At 45.8% G+C, this 15,625-nt stretch carries 13 protein-coding genes and 1 pseudogene; 10 read left to right on the top strand and 4 right to left on the bottom strand.

The features are described 5' to 3' along the window. Positions 1-103 precede the first annotated feature (103 nt). Positions 104-820, top strand: coding sequence for a tRNA (adenine(22)-N(1))-methyltransferase (locus tag ABIC15_RS05250; protein ID WP_012369738.1), 717 nt, complete (start codon positions 104-106; stop codon positions 818-820). Beyond that, the gene (locus ABIC15_RS05255) at positions 820-1,935 is read left to right on the top strand and encodes a Nif3-like dinuclear metal center hexameric protein (RefSeq protein WP_012369739.1); all 1,116 of its coding nucleotides are present in this window, start codon (positions 820-822) and stop codon (positions 1,933-1,935) included. Before ABIC15_RS05250 ends, ABIC15_RS05255 begins: the two co-directional genes overlap by 1 nt. Positions 1,936-1,976: 41 nt before the next feature. On the opposite strand, the gene ABIC15_RS05260 is transcribed toward ABIC15_RS05255, so the two are convergent. After that, a complete protein-coding gene (locus ABIC15_RS05260; protein WP_012369740.1) occupies positions 1,977-2,924 on the bottom strand; it encodes a 4-hydroxy-3-methylbut-2-enyl diphosphate reductase in 948 nt (315 codons plus the stop codon). Between the two features lie 144 nt (positions 2,925-3,068). Here ABIC15_RS05260 and ABIC15_RS05265 point away from each other — a divergent pair, with 144 nt between their 5' ends. From ABIC15_RS05265 to ABIC15_RS05300, 8 genes and pseudogenes are all read left to right on the top strand, one after another. Further along, the gene (locus ABIC15_RS05265; protein ID WP_012369741.1) at positions 3,069-4,832 is read left to right on the top strand and encodes a sensor histidine kinase; all 1,764 of its coding nucleotides are present in this window, start codon (positions 3,069-3,071) and stop codon (positions 4,830-4,832) included. Beyond that, a complete protein-coding gene (locus ABIC15_RS05270) occupies positions 4,829-5,782 on the top strand; it encodes a sugar ABC transporter substrate-binding protein (RefSeq protein WP_354019929.1) in 954 nt (317 codons plus the stop codon). Before ABIC15_RS05265 ends, ABIC15_RS05270 begins: the two co-directional genes overlap by 4 nt. 69 nt (positions 5,783-5,851) lie before the next feature. Further along, complete coding sequence (locus ABIC15_RS05275; protein ID WP_012369743.1) at positions 5,852-7,204, top strand: DEAD/DEAH box helicase; 1,353 nt, start codon at positions 5,852-5,854, stop codon at positions 7,202-7,204. A 145-nt stretch (positions 7,205-7,349) separates the two neighbouring features. After that, positions 7,350-8,249 (top strand): deoxyribonuclease IV, encoded by a 900-nt coding sequence (locus tag ABIC15_RS05280; protein WP_354019931.1) that lies wholly within the window; start codon positions 7,350-7,352, stop codon positions 8,247-8,249. A gap of 20 nt (positions 8,250-8,269) precedes the next feature. After that, positions 8,270-8,896, top strand: a complete 627-nt coding sequence (locus ABIC15_RS05285) for a hypothetical protein (RefSeq protein WP_012369745.1) — start codon at positions 8,270-8,272, stop codon at positions 8,894-8,896. A gap of 127 nt (positions 8,897-9,023) precedes the next feature. Continuing rightward, the gene (locus ABIC15_RS05290; RefSeq protein WP_012369746.1) at positions 9,024-9,260 is read left to right on the top strand and encodes a FeoA family protein; all 237 of its coding nucleotides are present in this window, start codon (positions 9,024-9,026) and stop codon (positions 9,258-9,260) included. Beyond that, positions 9,257-11,238 (top strand): annotated as a pseudogene (gene feoB / locus ABIC15_RS05295) (ferrous iron transport protein B). Before ABIC15_RS05290 ends, feoB begins: the two are co-directional and overlap by 4 nt. Positions 11,239-11,253: 15 nt before the next feature. Beyond that, entirely contained in the window at positions 11,254-11,436 is a 183-nt protein-coding gene (locus tag ABIC15_RS05300; protein ID WP_012369748.1) for a FeoB-associated Cys-rich membrane protein, read from the top strand. A 69-nt stretch (positions 11,437-11,505) separates the two neighbouring features. On the opposite strand, the gene ABIC15_RS05305 is transcribed toward ABIC15_RS05300, so the two are convergent. The 3 genes from ABIC15_RS05305 to ABIC15_RS05315 form a co-directional block, all read right to left on the bottom strand. Continuing rightward, positions 11,506-11,679 carry a XapX domain-containing protein gene (locus ABIC15_RS05305; RefSeq protein WP_012369749.1) on the bottom strand — a complete coding sequence of 58 codons (174 nt, stop codon included), beginning with the start codon at positions 11,677-11,679 and terminating at the stop codon, positions 11,506-11,508. Between the two features lie 75 nt (positions 11,680-11,754). After that, positions 11,755-13,914 (bottom strand): RNA degradosome polyphosphate kinase, encoded by a 2,160-nt coding sequence (locus ABIC15_RS05310; protein WP_012369750.1) that lies wholly within the window; start codon positions 13,912-13,914, stop codon positions 11,755-11,757. Continuing rightward, a complete protein-coding gene (locus ABIC15_RS05315) occupies positions 13,911-15,455 on the bottom strand; it encodes a Ppx/GppA phosphatase family protein (RefSeq protein ID WP_131503174.1) in 1,545 nt (514 codons plus the stop codon). Before ABIC15_RS05315 ends, ABIC15_RS05310 begins: the two co-directional genes overlap by 4 nt. Between the last annotated feature and the right edge of the window lie 170 nt (positions 15,456-15,625).

Here is a 15,625-nt window from a genome sequence, read left to right on the forward strand (position 1 = left end):
GATGGATGTTTTTTTGTGGTGATTTTAATCAAGTCGACGGTTTCTTTTTTTCGCCAAGTCCGCTATTTTTAAATGAGAACATGAATCAGGAAGGATGAAAGACATGCAAACGAACGTCATACTCGATCAACGTTTACAAAAGGTTGTATCTTATATTCCACAAGGGGCGGTACTCGCGGACATCGGATCCGATCATGCTTTTGTGCCTTGCTACTGTCTCCAACAAAACTTGATTGAACGCGCGATTGCCGGTGAAGTCAACGTCGGACCGATGGAAGCGGCGCAAGGACAGGTTGCGCTTGTCCAATTGGAAGATAAAATCGATGTCCGCCTTGGGAGTGGTCTGACGGTCTTGACACCGGGAGAAGTGACGGCGGTAACGATTGCCGGAATGGGCGGTACGTTGATTGCTTCGATTTTGGAAGAAGGTAAAAATCACTTATCCGGAGAAGAACGGCTGATTCTCCAACCGAATGTTGATGCGGTCGATGTACGGAAATGGTTGCTCGCGAACGGCTATGCTCTGCTTTCGGAAGCAATTGTTAAAGAAAATGAGAAAATTTATGAAATTCTTGTCGCAGAAAAAGGAGAAGAATCTTTATATTCGGACGATAGCGAACAGCGGGACTGGGAATTGTATTTTGGTCCGCAATTGACACGGGAAAAAGCACCGGCATTTATTGAAAAGTGGCAGACGGAACAGCAAAAGCGGCAATACATCTTGGAACAGATGCAACGCGGAAATGATTCGGACGTCTTACAGGAGAAAATGGCGAACATCGAACGGCTGATTGAAAAAATGAAAGAGGTGACGAACTGATGGCAAACGGTCAACAAGTCATCGAACAATTTGAGACATTTGCGCCGAAAAAATTTGCCTTTGAAGGCGATCCGATTGGCTTACAAATTGGAACACTTAACAAAAAGGTCAAGCGGGTCCTTGTTACGTTAGATGTGCTTGAATCTGTCGTGGACGAAGCAATTGAAAAACAAATCGATTTGATCATTGCCCATCATCCGCCGATTTTTAGCAAATTACCAAAAGTGACAGATCAATCAGCAGCGGGTCGTATCGTCATGAAATGTATCAAACACGACATCGCTGTCTACGCCGCCCATACAAACCTGGATGTCACACAAGGCGGCGTGAATGATCTGATGGCAACGGCATTAGGACTCACGGATACAACGGTTCTCGTTCCGTCATTCGAAAACACCCTCTATAAACTCGTTGTCTTCGTTCCTGAATCTGCCGTGGAAGAGGTCTCGAAAGCGTTAGGGCGAGCAGGAGCAGGCCATATCGGAGCATACAGCGATTGTCAGTTCCATACGACGGGAACCGGACAATTTAAAGCAACGGCGGAAGCGAATCCGTATGTAGGACAACCGGGCCAACTAGAACATGTCAAAGAAGTGCGGATTGAAACGATTGTCACGGAATTAAACCAAAAGCAGGTCATTCGGGCAATGAAACAAGCTCATCCGTATGAGGAAGTTGCGTATGACGTGATACGTCAAGAGCTTACAGCTCCGTCTCTCGGACTCGGACGGATTGGCCGGTTAGAAGAAGCTGTTCCGTTGAAGACGTTTGCCGAGCAGGTACGATCAGCTTTTGGCGTCGAGAACTTACGGTTTGTCGGGGATGAGAATCGATTGGTTCAAAAAGTGGCAGTATTAGGAGGAGACGGCAATAAATATGTTTCGACGGCAGCCTTTGCCGGAGCAGATGTATTGGTGACGGGTGATTTATATTTCCATGTCGCACACGATGCAATGGCACTCGGGCTTGCCGTAGTTGATCCCGGCCACCATGTCGAGTCGGTCATGAAACAGGGTGTCGTTGACCTGCTGACAGAACGGTTTGAAAAACAGAACATCAAAGATGTCGAATTGTTTGTGTCAGAGACGAATACAAATCCGTTTCAATTCCTATGAAAAAAGATTCCCGACCGTCAAATACGGTCGGGAATCTTTTTTTAAAGAATTTTAACTTTTGGTAAGATACGGCGCAGTTCGAGGAATGGCGTCTTATCATGTGTGCTGATATCGGCAGGATCATACTGTTGTAAGAAGTCGATGACTTTTTTAGTGATCGGCGTCGGCGTTGAAGCACCAGACGTTACACCGACCTGGTTGACTCCGTCGAGCCACGATAGATCGAGTTCCGTTAAATCACCGATCCGGTGAGCCGGCGTTGCGGCAATATCGAATGAAACTTGTGCCAAGCGATTCGAGTTGTTGGAACGCGGATCGCCGACGACGATGACGAGATCGCAATCACCGGCTTGTTCGGCAACAGCTTCCTGCCGGACTTGCGTCGCATTACAAATTTCATTGTGTACTTCGACGTGCGGATACTTTTTACGGACGTGTTCCATTAATGCCTGAACGTCCCATTGGCTCATCGTCGTTTGGTTCGTCACGATGATTTTTTTGTCGGCCAGGTGAGCCGGCAACGCTTCGATGTCTTCGACTTTTTCAATCAAGTGAACATGTTCCGGCGCGACACCAACGGCGCCTTCCGGTTCCGGGTGACCGTGTTTGCCGACATAAATGACTTCATAATCATCCGCGACGACACTGCGGATCAAGTCATGTGTCCGGGTGACGTCCGGACACGTCGCATCGACGACAGTCAGTTTTTTCTCGGCAGCGCGGGCATAGACAGCCGGCGAAATCCCGTGTGCTGTAAAGATGACGGTTCCTTCTTTGATGGTTTCGAGTGCTTCCAAGCGGTCGGGACCGTCTACGGTCAACACACCCATCCGTTCGAATTCACGCGTGACGTGTGCATTATGGACAATCATGCCCAGGATATGAATTGGTCGTGGCAAGTTATCGTTTAGTGCAGCTTGTTGAGCAAGCTTCATTGCATCAACAACACCGTAACAATAACCACGGGGACTGATTTTTTTAACAAGCATAGTCTAAATTCTCCTTTTGTATGGAAAGAATGATTATTTAGAGTGTACCATTGATTCAAGTTGAATGAAAATAGAGGAGTCTGCCGAAAGAGAATATCATGATATACTAATTGAGTTGTCTAGAAATAAGGGAGGGGTGAAAAGATGGAGACGAAAAAGATGATGCGGTCCTATTTTTTCCAAATCACGGCTGTTTTATTTATTATTATTTGTCTTGTCATCTCGGCACTTGCCTTTACAGCAGACCGTGTCACGATTTCGCGAGTCGAACAGCAGACAGAAAAACAGAGTGAAAAAAGTGTCGAAGTCTCAAGTAATGCATTACGAGACAGCGTCGGGAACTTACATGAAAAAATTATGAGCCTTCAATTAAATGTCACGAATATGGACAATCTTGATCGAGCCATCCGTGATACGAATTTGCTGGATATCGATACCGGATTTAAGAGTTTCTTTTATTATGACCGTAAAACGGATAAAATCACCTGGTTTTCGAGTGAAGACCGGCGTATTCCGGATGCGGATATTCGCCGGGATGATTCTTTTTCACAAGCTTTGACGAGCACGGATTTTCATATGAGTCCGCGGTATGACATAGCGAACGATTCTCTGACGTATATGTATGTTTCTGTTCGAAACGGCAATGAGCGGGTCGGGGTCTTCGGCGGCGGACTCAGTCTCATGAATTCCATCGTTTTCCGCAACTCACTGGAATCATTTGATGATGATACGATGGCTTATTTATTCAACAGTCAGGGAGAGCCGCTCGCAACCTCGAAAAATCTTGTGACCGATCAAGAGCGTCTGTTGAGTCAAAGTGTGGTTGACCGGGCTTTTAAAAGTACAAAGCCATACGAAATCTTTAGTACGAATAAAGATATGTACTATTTCGCACGTGATTTGAAAGTGACGGATTGGAAGATATTAGTACGGACACCTCGGAGTGTCTTTTATGAACCGGTGTATACGACGCGGCAACAATATTTGGTCATTGCGGCACTCACGCTGGTCCTGAGTCTGATTGTCGGGTATTTGATGTCCCGTCAACTGACCGCACCTCTATTGGAACTTGTTCAAAAAATCGAAAAAAGTACTACGCCTCAACCGATCACTTTGGAGCGATCCGGTTCCAATGAAATCAAGACGTTGGTTTCCGCCTACAACGAGTATGCGCAACGGATGGAACATGCGCGGGTTGAACAGTTGAGTCAGCAACAGGTTATCTTACATCAGGAGAAACTGGCCTCACTCGGACAACTGGCCGCAGGAATTGCGCATGAAATCCGCAACCCGTTGACACCGGTCAAGATGGCGTTGCAACTGCTGTCGGAAGAAAAACAAAATAATCCGGATATGATGAATATCGCCTTGTCCGAACTGGACCGAGCCAATCAGTTGATCCAGACGATGCTCGATTTATCCAAAAATGATAAAACGACGCTGGCGATGGCACAGATTGATATGAAAAAAATGATGGAAAAGTTAACGTTTATCCTCGAATCGAAATCGCACCCTTACGAAGTGGACTGTAAGATTTATACACCGGCACATATGCCGCCGTTGTATGCTTCGGAAAACGGATTGTTGCAAGTGTTATCGAATTGTATCGGAAACGCACTGGATGCCGTCGAATCAAAAGGAACGGACGGAATTTGTCACGTTCACCTTCATGTCTATCCGGATCAGTTTGTGTTTATCGTCCAGGATAATGGTGTCGGAATGGACGAATATCAGATTCAGATGCTCGGTCAGGCGTTCAATACGTCGAAGATTAATGGCAACGGGTTAGGGTTGTTCATGTCCAATCAAATCGTCCGTCAGCATAACGGGCGAATCGAAGTCGACAGCAAGATGGGCGTCGGTACGACCGTACAACTCTTTTTCCCGAGACGGGAGGAGCAGGCATGAGGTTCAATAAGTCCTGGTTGTTGGTCTTAATCATTTGGATTGCATCCGTCCTCGTCATTTCCAATCTATTTGTCCAAAAGGAAACCAGTCCTAAACGGAATATCGTTGGATTTACGATTGTTAACGACAAACATGAATTTGCACAGCGGTTGATCAATGCCTTTAAAGCGGAAGCGAAAGCAAATAAATATGAAGCACTAGTAGCGACGTCACAAAATTCCCGAATCAGTGAACGGGAACAGATTTTAGAGTTCGTTAATTTGAAGGTCGATGCCATCTTCATCACGACACTCGATGATGTTTATATCGGAAGTGCGATTGAAGAAGCTAAGAAAGCAGGGATTCCTGTATTTGCGATCGATCGCATGATTCGCTCGGATGCGGTCGTCAGTTCGATTACCTCCAATAATCAAATGATCGGAGAACAACTGGCTTCCTATATTAAGAATGAGTTGATTAAGCAGACCGGTCGATCAACGGGGCGTATCGTTGAAATTACAGGTACGGCAAATGTCTATACGACAAACGAACGACACCGGGGATTCTTGAAAGGAATCGAAAATGAGCCGACACTTTCCATCGTCGATTCGGTCAGCGGAAACTACGATCCGGTCACATCCGAACGTGTCATGCGGCAAGTAATTGACTCCGGAATTCCGTTTGATGCAGTCTACTGTCACAATGACGATATTGCGATGGGTGTCCTCGAAGCATTGAAAAAAGCAAAGATTTCCGGAAAAATAGTTGTCGGAATCGATGGGAATCGTGCTATATTAGAAGCTGTTGACATGAAATCGATGGACGCAACAGTCGTCCAGTCCGCTGAAGAGATGATGAAAGTCGCCTTCAGCGCGTTGAAGCTTCATACGAAAAACAAAAAAATTCCCGATCGTTTCTATACGTATTCATATTTGTATGACGGTAGTAGACCAATACCCATGTTGAACTAAAGAAATAGATGGTGAAGGCGGACGATTCGCCTTTAATTGTTAAAGAGTAGAGAAAGGATGGTGACAAATATGAATGGATTCAGCCATTTCGATTTGCACCCGTTCGTCGTCGAAGCACTCGAAGACGCACGTATTAAAAAACCAACCGATATTCAATCCCGGATCATTCCGGCAGCGCTCAAAGGGCGGGATATCATTGGACAATCACAGACAGGGACAGGGAAAACATTATCGTTCCTCTTGCCGATCGTCCAAAATGTCAATCCGGAGCTTCAGGAAATGCAAGCCATCATCGTTGCACCAACGCGCGAACTGGCTTGGCAAATTCACGAGGAATTGAAATCGATCCTCGTCAAACAACCGGATTACATCAAGACAAGCCTGATCACAGGCGGCATGGACCGTGAACGTCAAATCGGCCGTGTCAAAGTCTCACCGCAAATCGTCATCGGAACACCGGGACGAATTTTGGATCTCTTTAAAGAGCAAGCTTTGAAACCACACTTCGTCAAACACTACATCATCGATGAAGCGGATCAGATGCTTGATATGGGATTCTTGCCGGAAGTCGACCGGATTGCTCAAGCACTTCCTGAGAAGTTACAGATGATGGTCTTCTCTGCGACGATTCCGGAAAAACTGCAACCGTTCCTGAAAAAGTACATGAACAATCCGCGTTATGCACACGTCGATCCAAAACAACAGACGGCGAAAAAAATCGTTCATCATACGGTTCCGGTCAAACACCGCGATCGTTCTGATTTGACGTTGAAACTGGCGAAAGCTCTTAATCCGTATATCTGTCTCGTCTTTACGAACACAAAAACGGAAGCAATCGAACTCGAAGCTCTCTTCCTTGAAGCGGGACTCAACGTCGGTTCGCTTCATGGTGACTTACCGGCCCGCCGTCGGAAACAAGCCATCAAAGAAATCAACGAAGCGAAATATCAGTACGTCATCGTAACGGATCTCGCTGCTCGTGGTATCGATATCTCAGGCGTTTCCCACGTCATCAACCACGGGATTCCGAAAGATCTCGACTTCTACGTTCACCGTGTCGGTCGGACGGGTCGTGTCGATCAGGACGGATTGGCTTACACTTTATTTGAAGATCACGAAAATGGTTCGATCAACCGTCTCGAAGACCGCGGCATCGAGTTCATCAACGTTGATGTCAAGAGTGGTCAAGTCAGCGAAGTGAAAGAACGCCGTCGTGCTAAACCACACATGAAGACAGCCGTTTCGAAAACAGCCCACAGCCGTTTATCCGGTGAAGCGGCAAAAGCGAAAAAACGTGTCAAACCAGGCTACAAAAAGAAACACCAATATAAACTGAAAGAAACAGCAAAACGCGAACGGATCAAGGAACAACGTGGAATCGGACGCGCTGAACGTAAAGCAAACGCAAGTAAAAACAAATAATCCGTTTTCGGCGTTCAAGTTGAAGCTGAACGGTTTGAACAAAGTCTGCGATGTCATTCGTGGACTTTGTTTTTTAGTATCGCTAAAGGTTCTTGTTTTTTTCGACATTTGGTACACTAGAAGCAGAAGAAGGGTGGAATTTTTAATGAAAATCGGTTCACATGTATCGCTTTCAGGCAAAAAAATGTTACTCGGTGCGAGTGAAGAAGCAGCCTCTTACGGCGCAACAACTATGATGGTCTATACAGGAGCACCTCAAAATACACGACGGAAACCCATCTCGGATTTGCGGATTCCGGAAGCCTTACTGCACATGGAAGAAAACGGGATTGAAGAAATCGTCGTCCATGCACCATATATCATCAATTTAGGTAATACGACGAAGCCGGAAACGTTTGAATTGGCCGTTTCGTTTTTAGGAGAAGAAATCCGACGGGCGGAAGCACTCGAAAAAGCAAAACATATCGTGTTGCACCCCGGCGCACACGTAGGTGCCGGAGAAGAAGTCGGAATCAAACGAATCATTGAAGGCCTCAATGAAGTATTAACGGGAGACGAAAAAGTCAAAATCGCTCTTGAGACGATGGCCGGAAAGGGTTCCGAAATCGGGAAGACGTTCGAAGAAATTGCAGCAATCATTGCGGGGGTCACGCACAACGACCGTCTGTCCGTCTGTCTCGATACGTGTCACGTCCATGATGCCGGTTATGACCTGATTCATGACCTCGACGGAGTGTTGGAATCATTTGACCGGATCGTCGGCATCGATCGTCTCGGTGTGATTCATGTCAACGACTCGAAAAATATCCGCGGTGCTAAAAAAGACCGCCACGAAAATATCGGGTTTGGTGAAATCGGTTTTGATCCGTTGCATCGGATTGTCCATCACCGGGATTTAGCACATTTACCAAAAATTCTTGAAACACCTTATATCGGACTGGATCCGAAAAAGAAGGTCGCACCGTATCGTGAAGAGATTGCCATGTTACGTTCCGGAAACTTTGATGCCGAGTGGCGTTTGCCGCTGATCGGTACATCCATTTAAACGAGAGAGGTGTCTGCCGCGTGTGCCATCTATTAGTCATTGAAGAATCTGAATTTGCCTTACGTCAAGCGGTCGTCTTATATTACGAAACGAAAGAACCGTTTTATTTACCGGCGGAGCTAGCAGAAGGGGAAGAAGTCTTTTTGGCGACGAAAAATGGAATCGTTGCGTATGCCGAAGTTTTGTTCAGTGAATACACAACACGACCGGCAGATCCTCATTGGTTAACAGAAGCGGATGAACAAGAACGCACGTATGCCTGCCTGGATTTAATCAGCGTGGATTTACGACATCCACTGTTAGGATCGCCTTTAGCGGGATTACAGGTAAATCCCGGACAAACGGACCTTAAAGTCAGACAACGGTTGGTGGAAGCCTGGCAAGCCGGTCATTTTGAATCAGATGTGACAACGATTGATCAAGCAAAAAATCGCCGGATGGAACGTTTTCGCGAGCGAAATCATCTTGAGCCGCTAAAGGCGTGTTGTGAGATGTGTGGAAACACACAACGATCGATTCTCGAATGGCATGAGTATCACGGACACTTCAAGACACTTTGCCCGACGTGTCATCGGCTCGCGCATCAAGGAATTGAAAAAAGGGAAGACGTTGCCGCAACGTCAGATCATGCCTTACCTGAACAGTAAGTGCCTCAGTGGGTTTTCTTGAGGTGCTTACTGTTTTTTAGAGAGCGTCTCCATGATATAATCAAGACTGATAATTATTATCAGTGAAAATGGAGTAACTGAAAATGGAGTAACTGGGGGAAAAGGCATGACTGATTTAGCAATGATTCCGATTGGTAAACCTGTAGTGATGACAGATTTAAATAAAATAGAAGACCGACTCCGGAGACGACTGCTTGCTCTCGGATTTTATGAAGGATGTCCCATCGTCGTCAGAAGACGAGCCAGCTTTCAGGGTCCTTTGACAATAGAACAACGGGACCATCACCAAATGATTGCGATTCGCAAAAGTGATGCGAAAAACATCGGGGTGTTCTTACCATGACACAAAAAATCGCATTACTCGGAAATCCGAATACCGGTAAAACCTCCTTGTTTAACCGTTTGACCGGGTCATATGCCCATGTCGGAAACTGGTCCGGTGTGACGGTCGATAAAAAAGTCGGGAAATTACATGGAAACCGTGGACAATTGATTGATATGCCCGGTGTCTATGACTTAGATCCGTTATCTGCAGATGAAGCCGTCGTGGCACGTTTCTTGATGGAAGAGTCGTTTGACGGCATGATCAACATCATTGATGCGTCACAGTTGGAACGGAATTTGCAATTGACGGCTCAACTTTTGGAAATTGGAAAGCCGATTCAAATCGGGCTGAATATGATGGATGTCGCCCGTACTCGCGGTACGACGATTGATGCTGAAGCACTAGCGAAGGAACTCGGTGTCGATGTGTTTCCGATTGTCGCGCGGACGGGAGACGGCTGTGAAGTTTTGCTGTCATCGATTCCTGAAGCGGCAAAAAAATATACGCCGTTACGAATTGATTACGGACAGAAAACGGAACAGGCGATTACGGCGATCATCGAAATCGCCGATTTACAAGAACAGGAACGCTGGATGGCTGTTCAGTATTTAGCGGGAAATCGTGTCTTCGTAGAATATTTGGAGAAGAAATCCCCTCGAATCATCGAAGTGCGAAAAGAACTGGAACGTCAGCTTGGGCGATTCATCCATGCTCATATTACAGAGTGTCGGCGAAACTGGGCCGTTGCGATTCGTGCCGGTTCGGTCGTCGAAGAGAAATCAGACCGTAAGACATGGACGGACCGGATTGACGCCGTCGTCACCCATCCGATTCTCGGATTGCCGATTTTCTTTGCTGTCCTATACGTGCTGTTTCATGTGACATTTAACTGGATGGGGGCCCCGCTCTCCGATTTATTGGGAGCGTTTATCGAAGGACCGATTTCGACGGGAGTCGTCTTTGTTCTGACACAACTTGGTGCATCCGGATTCATTCAGGACTTGTTGATTGATGGTGTCATCGCAGGTGTCGGGGGTGTCCTGGTCTTCGTTCCGCAAATCTTTGTTCTGTTTTTCTTTATCTCGTTTTTGGAAGACTCGGGCTACATGGCGCGTGTCGCCATCGTCATGGACCGTTTCATGCAGATGGTCGGATTGAACGGGAAAAGTTTTATCCCGATGATCATTGGATTCGGGTGTAATGTTCCCGGTATCATGGCAGCACGGTCTGTAGAAGAAGAACGTGAACGACTCGTGACGATATTCATTTCACCGTTCATGTCATGTTCGGCTCGTTTGCCGATTTATGCCGTGTTCGCCGGAAGTTTTTTTGCAAGTAATCAAGCGATGATTGTTTTGTCACTTTATATTCTGGGAATCGTTTTAGCCTTGCTTGCAGCAAAAGTATTTTCGAAGGTTCTGGCAGCTGAAGAAGCGACCAGCTTGTTTTTAGTGGAACAACCGCCGTACCGTGTGCCGCAAGGATTGACACTATGGCGCAGCACGTGGCAAAAAGGAAAAGGATTTGTCCGTAAAGCAGGAACATTCATTTTGGAGGATCAGTCGTCATCTGGTTGCTCGCTTATACCGGTCCGGGTGGTTTTAACGTTAATATGAATGACAGCTTTCTTGCGATGATCGGTGGTCTGATTGCTATGTTACTGATTCCGCTTGGATTCGGAACATGGCAGGCAGGAGCTGCTTTGATTACAGGGTTCCTGGCAAAAGAAGTAGTGGTTTCGACGATGGCGATTATTTATGCCGTCAACGAATCGGAACTCGGCCGGCAGTTGGCCGGTCAGTTCACACCGCTCAGTGCCTATAGTTTTATGGCATTCGTTTTGCTTTATGTACCGTGTCTTGCGACGGTAGCCGTCATCCGTCGGGAAGTCGGCAGCGCAAAATGGACGTGGATTGCCAGTCTGTATGGCTTATTTGTTGCTTACGGTATTTCATTTTTGATTTATCAAACGGGGCACGCACTCGGGTTTTCATAAAGGGAGGAAAGCAGGATGCATGGAATTGATATTTTAATTGGTCTGCTTGTCTTTGGATATGCCGGTTTCTCATTAATCCGTTTCACGAAAAAAGCGAAAAAAGGCAAATGTGCGACGTGTGAAGTGGAACCGACGTGTCAAACCGCATGCGATGATGTCAATTGGGACAAAGTCATTGCCGAAGCATTAAAGAAATAAAAAAAGCGTTTTTCTTCTCTTGCCGAGAAGGAAAACGCTCTTTTTATAGATATCAGATAAATCCATTCATTAAAACGGCCAACGATCCGCAAGGAATAAAAATACCTTCATTCCGAGAAAGACACCAAAAATCCCGACGATCGCCGGAAAAACAGGTGGAGCGGGGATTGGTAATTTAAGAGCGGTAAAGACAACACCACAGATGATACCAGCTAGCAATGATAATAAAATTTGTTGAAGCATGAGGTCCAGTCCTTTCTTCATATGAAAAAACGCTTACAAGATTATTATATGAAGATGTCTGACGTTAAACAACGATTATTTTTTACTAGTAGTCGGGTCAAAGGTGATCTTTTCTTCCGCACGTTCGACCGGTGTCCATTTTTGCTCAAGCGGATGTTCAAAGGACGGTTTTGCTTTTAGCTTCCCATTCGTATAAAGCTGAATGAGAATTTGTGATTCACATTCCTGTTTACCTTTTGTTACGTAATGATAGTTACCGGAGTCGTCTTGTTCCCGTGCTTTGACGTTGTCCGCCATCGTTAATGCCAAACAATCCTTGATATAGTTTTTCTGTTCTTCATCCGCGATTGGGAAAAGGATTTCAATCCGTTTCCGCATATTGCGTGTCATCCAGTCGGCACTGGAACAATAAATCAAATCATCGCCGTTATGATGGAAGTAAAAGATACGGGAATGTTCCAAATAACGATCGACAACGGACGTGACCCGGATATTTTCCGAGACGCCTTTGATTTGAGGACGAAGGCAGCAGACGCCACGTACAATCAATTCAATTCTGACCCCGGCCCGAGATGCTTGATACAGTTTCACGATAATGTCTTTTTCCGTCAAACTGTTCATTTTAGCAACGATTCGACCGTTACCGTGTTTTTTATGATATTTGATTTCTTCATCAATCAAGGATAAAAATTTCTCGAGCATCGAGTTCGGTGACGTATGAAGGGCATTCCATTCAGGTTGCTCCCCATAACCGGATAACCAGTTAAAGAAATTTGTCGCATCTTCTGCAATTTGTTCCTTTGCCGTCAAAAGACCGATATCAGTGTACAGTTTAGCCGTAGAGTCATTGTAATTACCTGTTCCGAGATGGACGAACCGCTGAATCCGGCCTTCCTGTAATCGGACGATTAATGTGATTTTGGAATGGGTCTTTAAATCGCTGTAACCGTAAATGACGTGAGCACCTGCTTTTTCCAACTGTTTCGCCCACTCGATATTTTTGGCTTCGTCAAACCGTGCTTTCAATTCGACGAGGACAGTGACCTGTTTCCCGTTTTCTGCAGCAGTCTTCAATGCTTTAATAATCGGAGAATCTCCTGATACGCGGTACAGCGTTTGTTTGATTGCCAAGACATTGGGATCATTGGCAGCTTGAACAATCAGGCGGACGATTGGATCAAACGTATGGTAAGGGTGGTGCAACAAATAATCCTGTTGCAGAATTTGATCAAATAGTTTTTTGGACTTCTCCAGTGCCGGCGGTTCGACAGGCATGATTGTCTGATAAATCAAATGGTCATACTCGACACCGATCTGGCTGTAAAAAGCGAAAGCGAATGTCAAATCGATCGGACCATCGACAGCATAGATGTCCCGGTCCTGTAGGTCGAGGACATCACGTAACATATTGAGCAAGTTCGTATTGATGGCATTCTTCTGGATCTCAAGCCGGATTCCGACTCCCCAGCGCCGTTTCTTCAATTCTTTTTCAATCAACTTCAATAAATCATGCGTTCCTTCTTCATGGAATGGTAAATCCGCGTTCCGTGTAATTCGAAACGGCATCGCAGACAGGACGTGATATCCTTTGAACAAAGAATCGATAAAGGAAATGATGACATCTTCGAGTAAGATCACAGCGGTTGTTTCTTCATCATCGACGGGTAAATCGACGAAACGCGGGAGGACGGCCGGAACCTGAACAAGCGCCAGATTCCGTTTGGAACCGTCTTCCGCTTCGAGAGCCGTTGCGATATTCAATGATTTGGAAGACAGCATCGGGAATGGTCGATACGCATCGACGGCGACCGGCGTCAGAACCGGAAAAACCTGTTCTCTGAAAAAGGTTTTGACATATTCTGACTGCATTTCATTTAACTCGTCATGCTTCAGAAAAGAGATACCTTCGGCCTTTAATGCTTGAGTGACATCTTTAAAGGCTTCGTATTGTTGATCGACAAGCTCTTTTGTTTTCGTCGCGATGGCACGTAACTGTTGTTTCGGTGTCAGCTGTTGTTTATTTTCCGGTTTATTGAATCCTGCCAGTACCTCATCCTTTAATCCACCGACACGAACCATATAAAATTCATCCAAATTGGAACTGAAGATACCTAAAAACTTAAATCGTTCCATCAAGGGATTTCGTGTATCGGTCACTTCGCCTAAGACACGTTCATTAAATTGTAACCAGCTGATTTCCCGGTTGTTAAAAAACTCAGGGGAGTCTATCTTCACGTAAGGCCGCCTCCTTTATTGTCAAACTGAATGGACCGATCAATGATACGCTCCAGATGTTTTTTTTGTTTTTCTGCTTTTTCGACTTCGAAACCATAATCATGATCACCGGTATCGAGAATGATCCGAAGATCTTTTTTGTCTTTTTCAAGTGCGATTTCAAGACTGTCGACGGCGCGGCGTTCTGTCACATCAAGTGCTTCTGTCAGTTTGAGAATTGATCCGAGTAAGTCAAACCGTTCGATTGATTTATCCGTAAACCAGTCCTTAAACGGTTTTAAGAGTTGCTGCATCCGTTTCGAAGAAGAATAGGAACTGACGAGTGCCAGAGCTAACCGGTCTTTATGCGTCATTCCTTTTAAATCGGTATTGGTCAAAAGGTAAAATGTTTGGTTGGAACGGGTATCCGGATTGATGTACTGTCCGCAGTAAAGTAAGCGGCTGGCGGAATCGAGTAATCGTAAGTCAGCCGCCCGGTTCGGAATGATATCGAGTGTGACCAGTTGCCGGTAAATTGATTTAGCGATCGTTCCGAGATAGTTCATCCGGTCACGGTTGACTTTGTAATCACTTTCCAGCTGGTACAGACTTTCTTCGCGTACATTCTCGATCCGCCGCTGTTCCTGTTCGTGTAAATCATATTCGTAGACAAGGCCTTCCCGTAACCCGTAATTACTCATCACGAACTGTTCTGCCTCGATATGTAGTGCCAGTTCATGAATTGCGATTAATGCAGGTAAGAAGATGTCAACCCGGTCCTTAGATAATCCTTCGACTTTCATTAACTGTTTAGGGGCTTTGTCTTCGAGCTCATCAATCAATTTCCCCAACTCTTTCGATCGGACTTGGTATTGGTGGATACCATGCAGAGGATAGTCGAGTGTAGATTGATGAATGCGGACAAAGTTTCGAGCCGATCCGCCGACACCGATTAAAGGAAGTTTTTTGTTTTTCAACCATGGAATTTCATCGAATTGTTCCCGCAAGAATTTAATCAGCTTCTTTTGTTCACCAGATGTCATGGTCTCTCCGGAAAGGAATTGCCGCGTCAGTGTGACCGCACCAAAAGGAAAACTGTGATAGGCAATCATTTCCCGGTTCTCAATTAACGTGACTTCCATGGAGCCGCCACCGATGTCGACAGAATACCCGTCGGTTAGGAAAGTAGAGTTGATGATGGCGAAATAGCCGTAATAAGCTTCCTGCTCATCGGACAGCACCCGCATCGTAAAGGGCGTCTCCTGTTCGACAGCATGAACGATGTCCTGCCGGTTACTTGCATTCCGGATCGCGGCTGTCGCCACACAAATCGTTTCTTCGACATGATGCGTAATACCGATTTCGTGAAAACGCTGCAGTGTTTCACAGAGCAAGCGGATTCCGACAGAATCGAGAGCACCTTCCGCATCAATATGAGCGGAGAGTCGAGCGACGACCTTGACGTTGATTTTTTCAATATATCGACCGGAATCGATTGGATGGAAAATGACATACCGGATCGAGTTGGAACCGATATCGATGACTGCTAACTCATTTTTCAAAACAAAACCGCCCCCTTTGAGTACTCAATCCATCTTTTCCCGAATCGGGGATTCTGAAAACGACAGCTTGTATCCTTTTATTGTACCTTGTGCATCTCCGGAAAACCGTCTATTCACAAAAAAGTTACATAGGTTGCAACGCAGGGGGGGCTGGCGCTATAATAAGACAG

It is taken from the genome of Exiguobacterium sp. PvP048, assembly GCF_040549175.1.
Classification (GTDB): domain Bacteria; phylum Bacillota; class Bacilli; order Exiguobacteriales; family Exiguobacteriaceae; genus Exiguobacterium_A; species Exiguobacterium_A artemiae.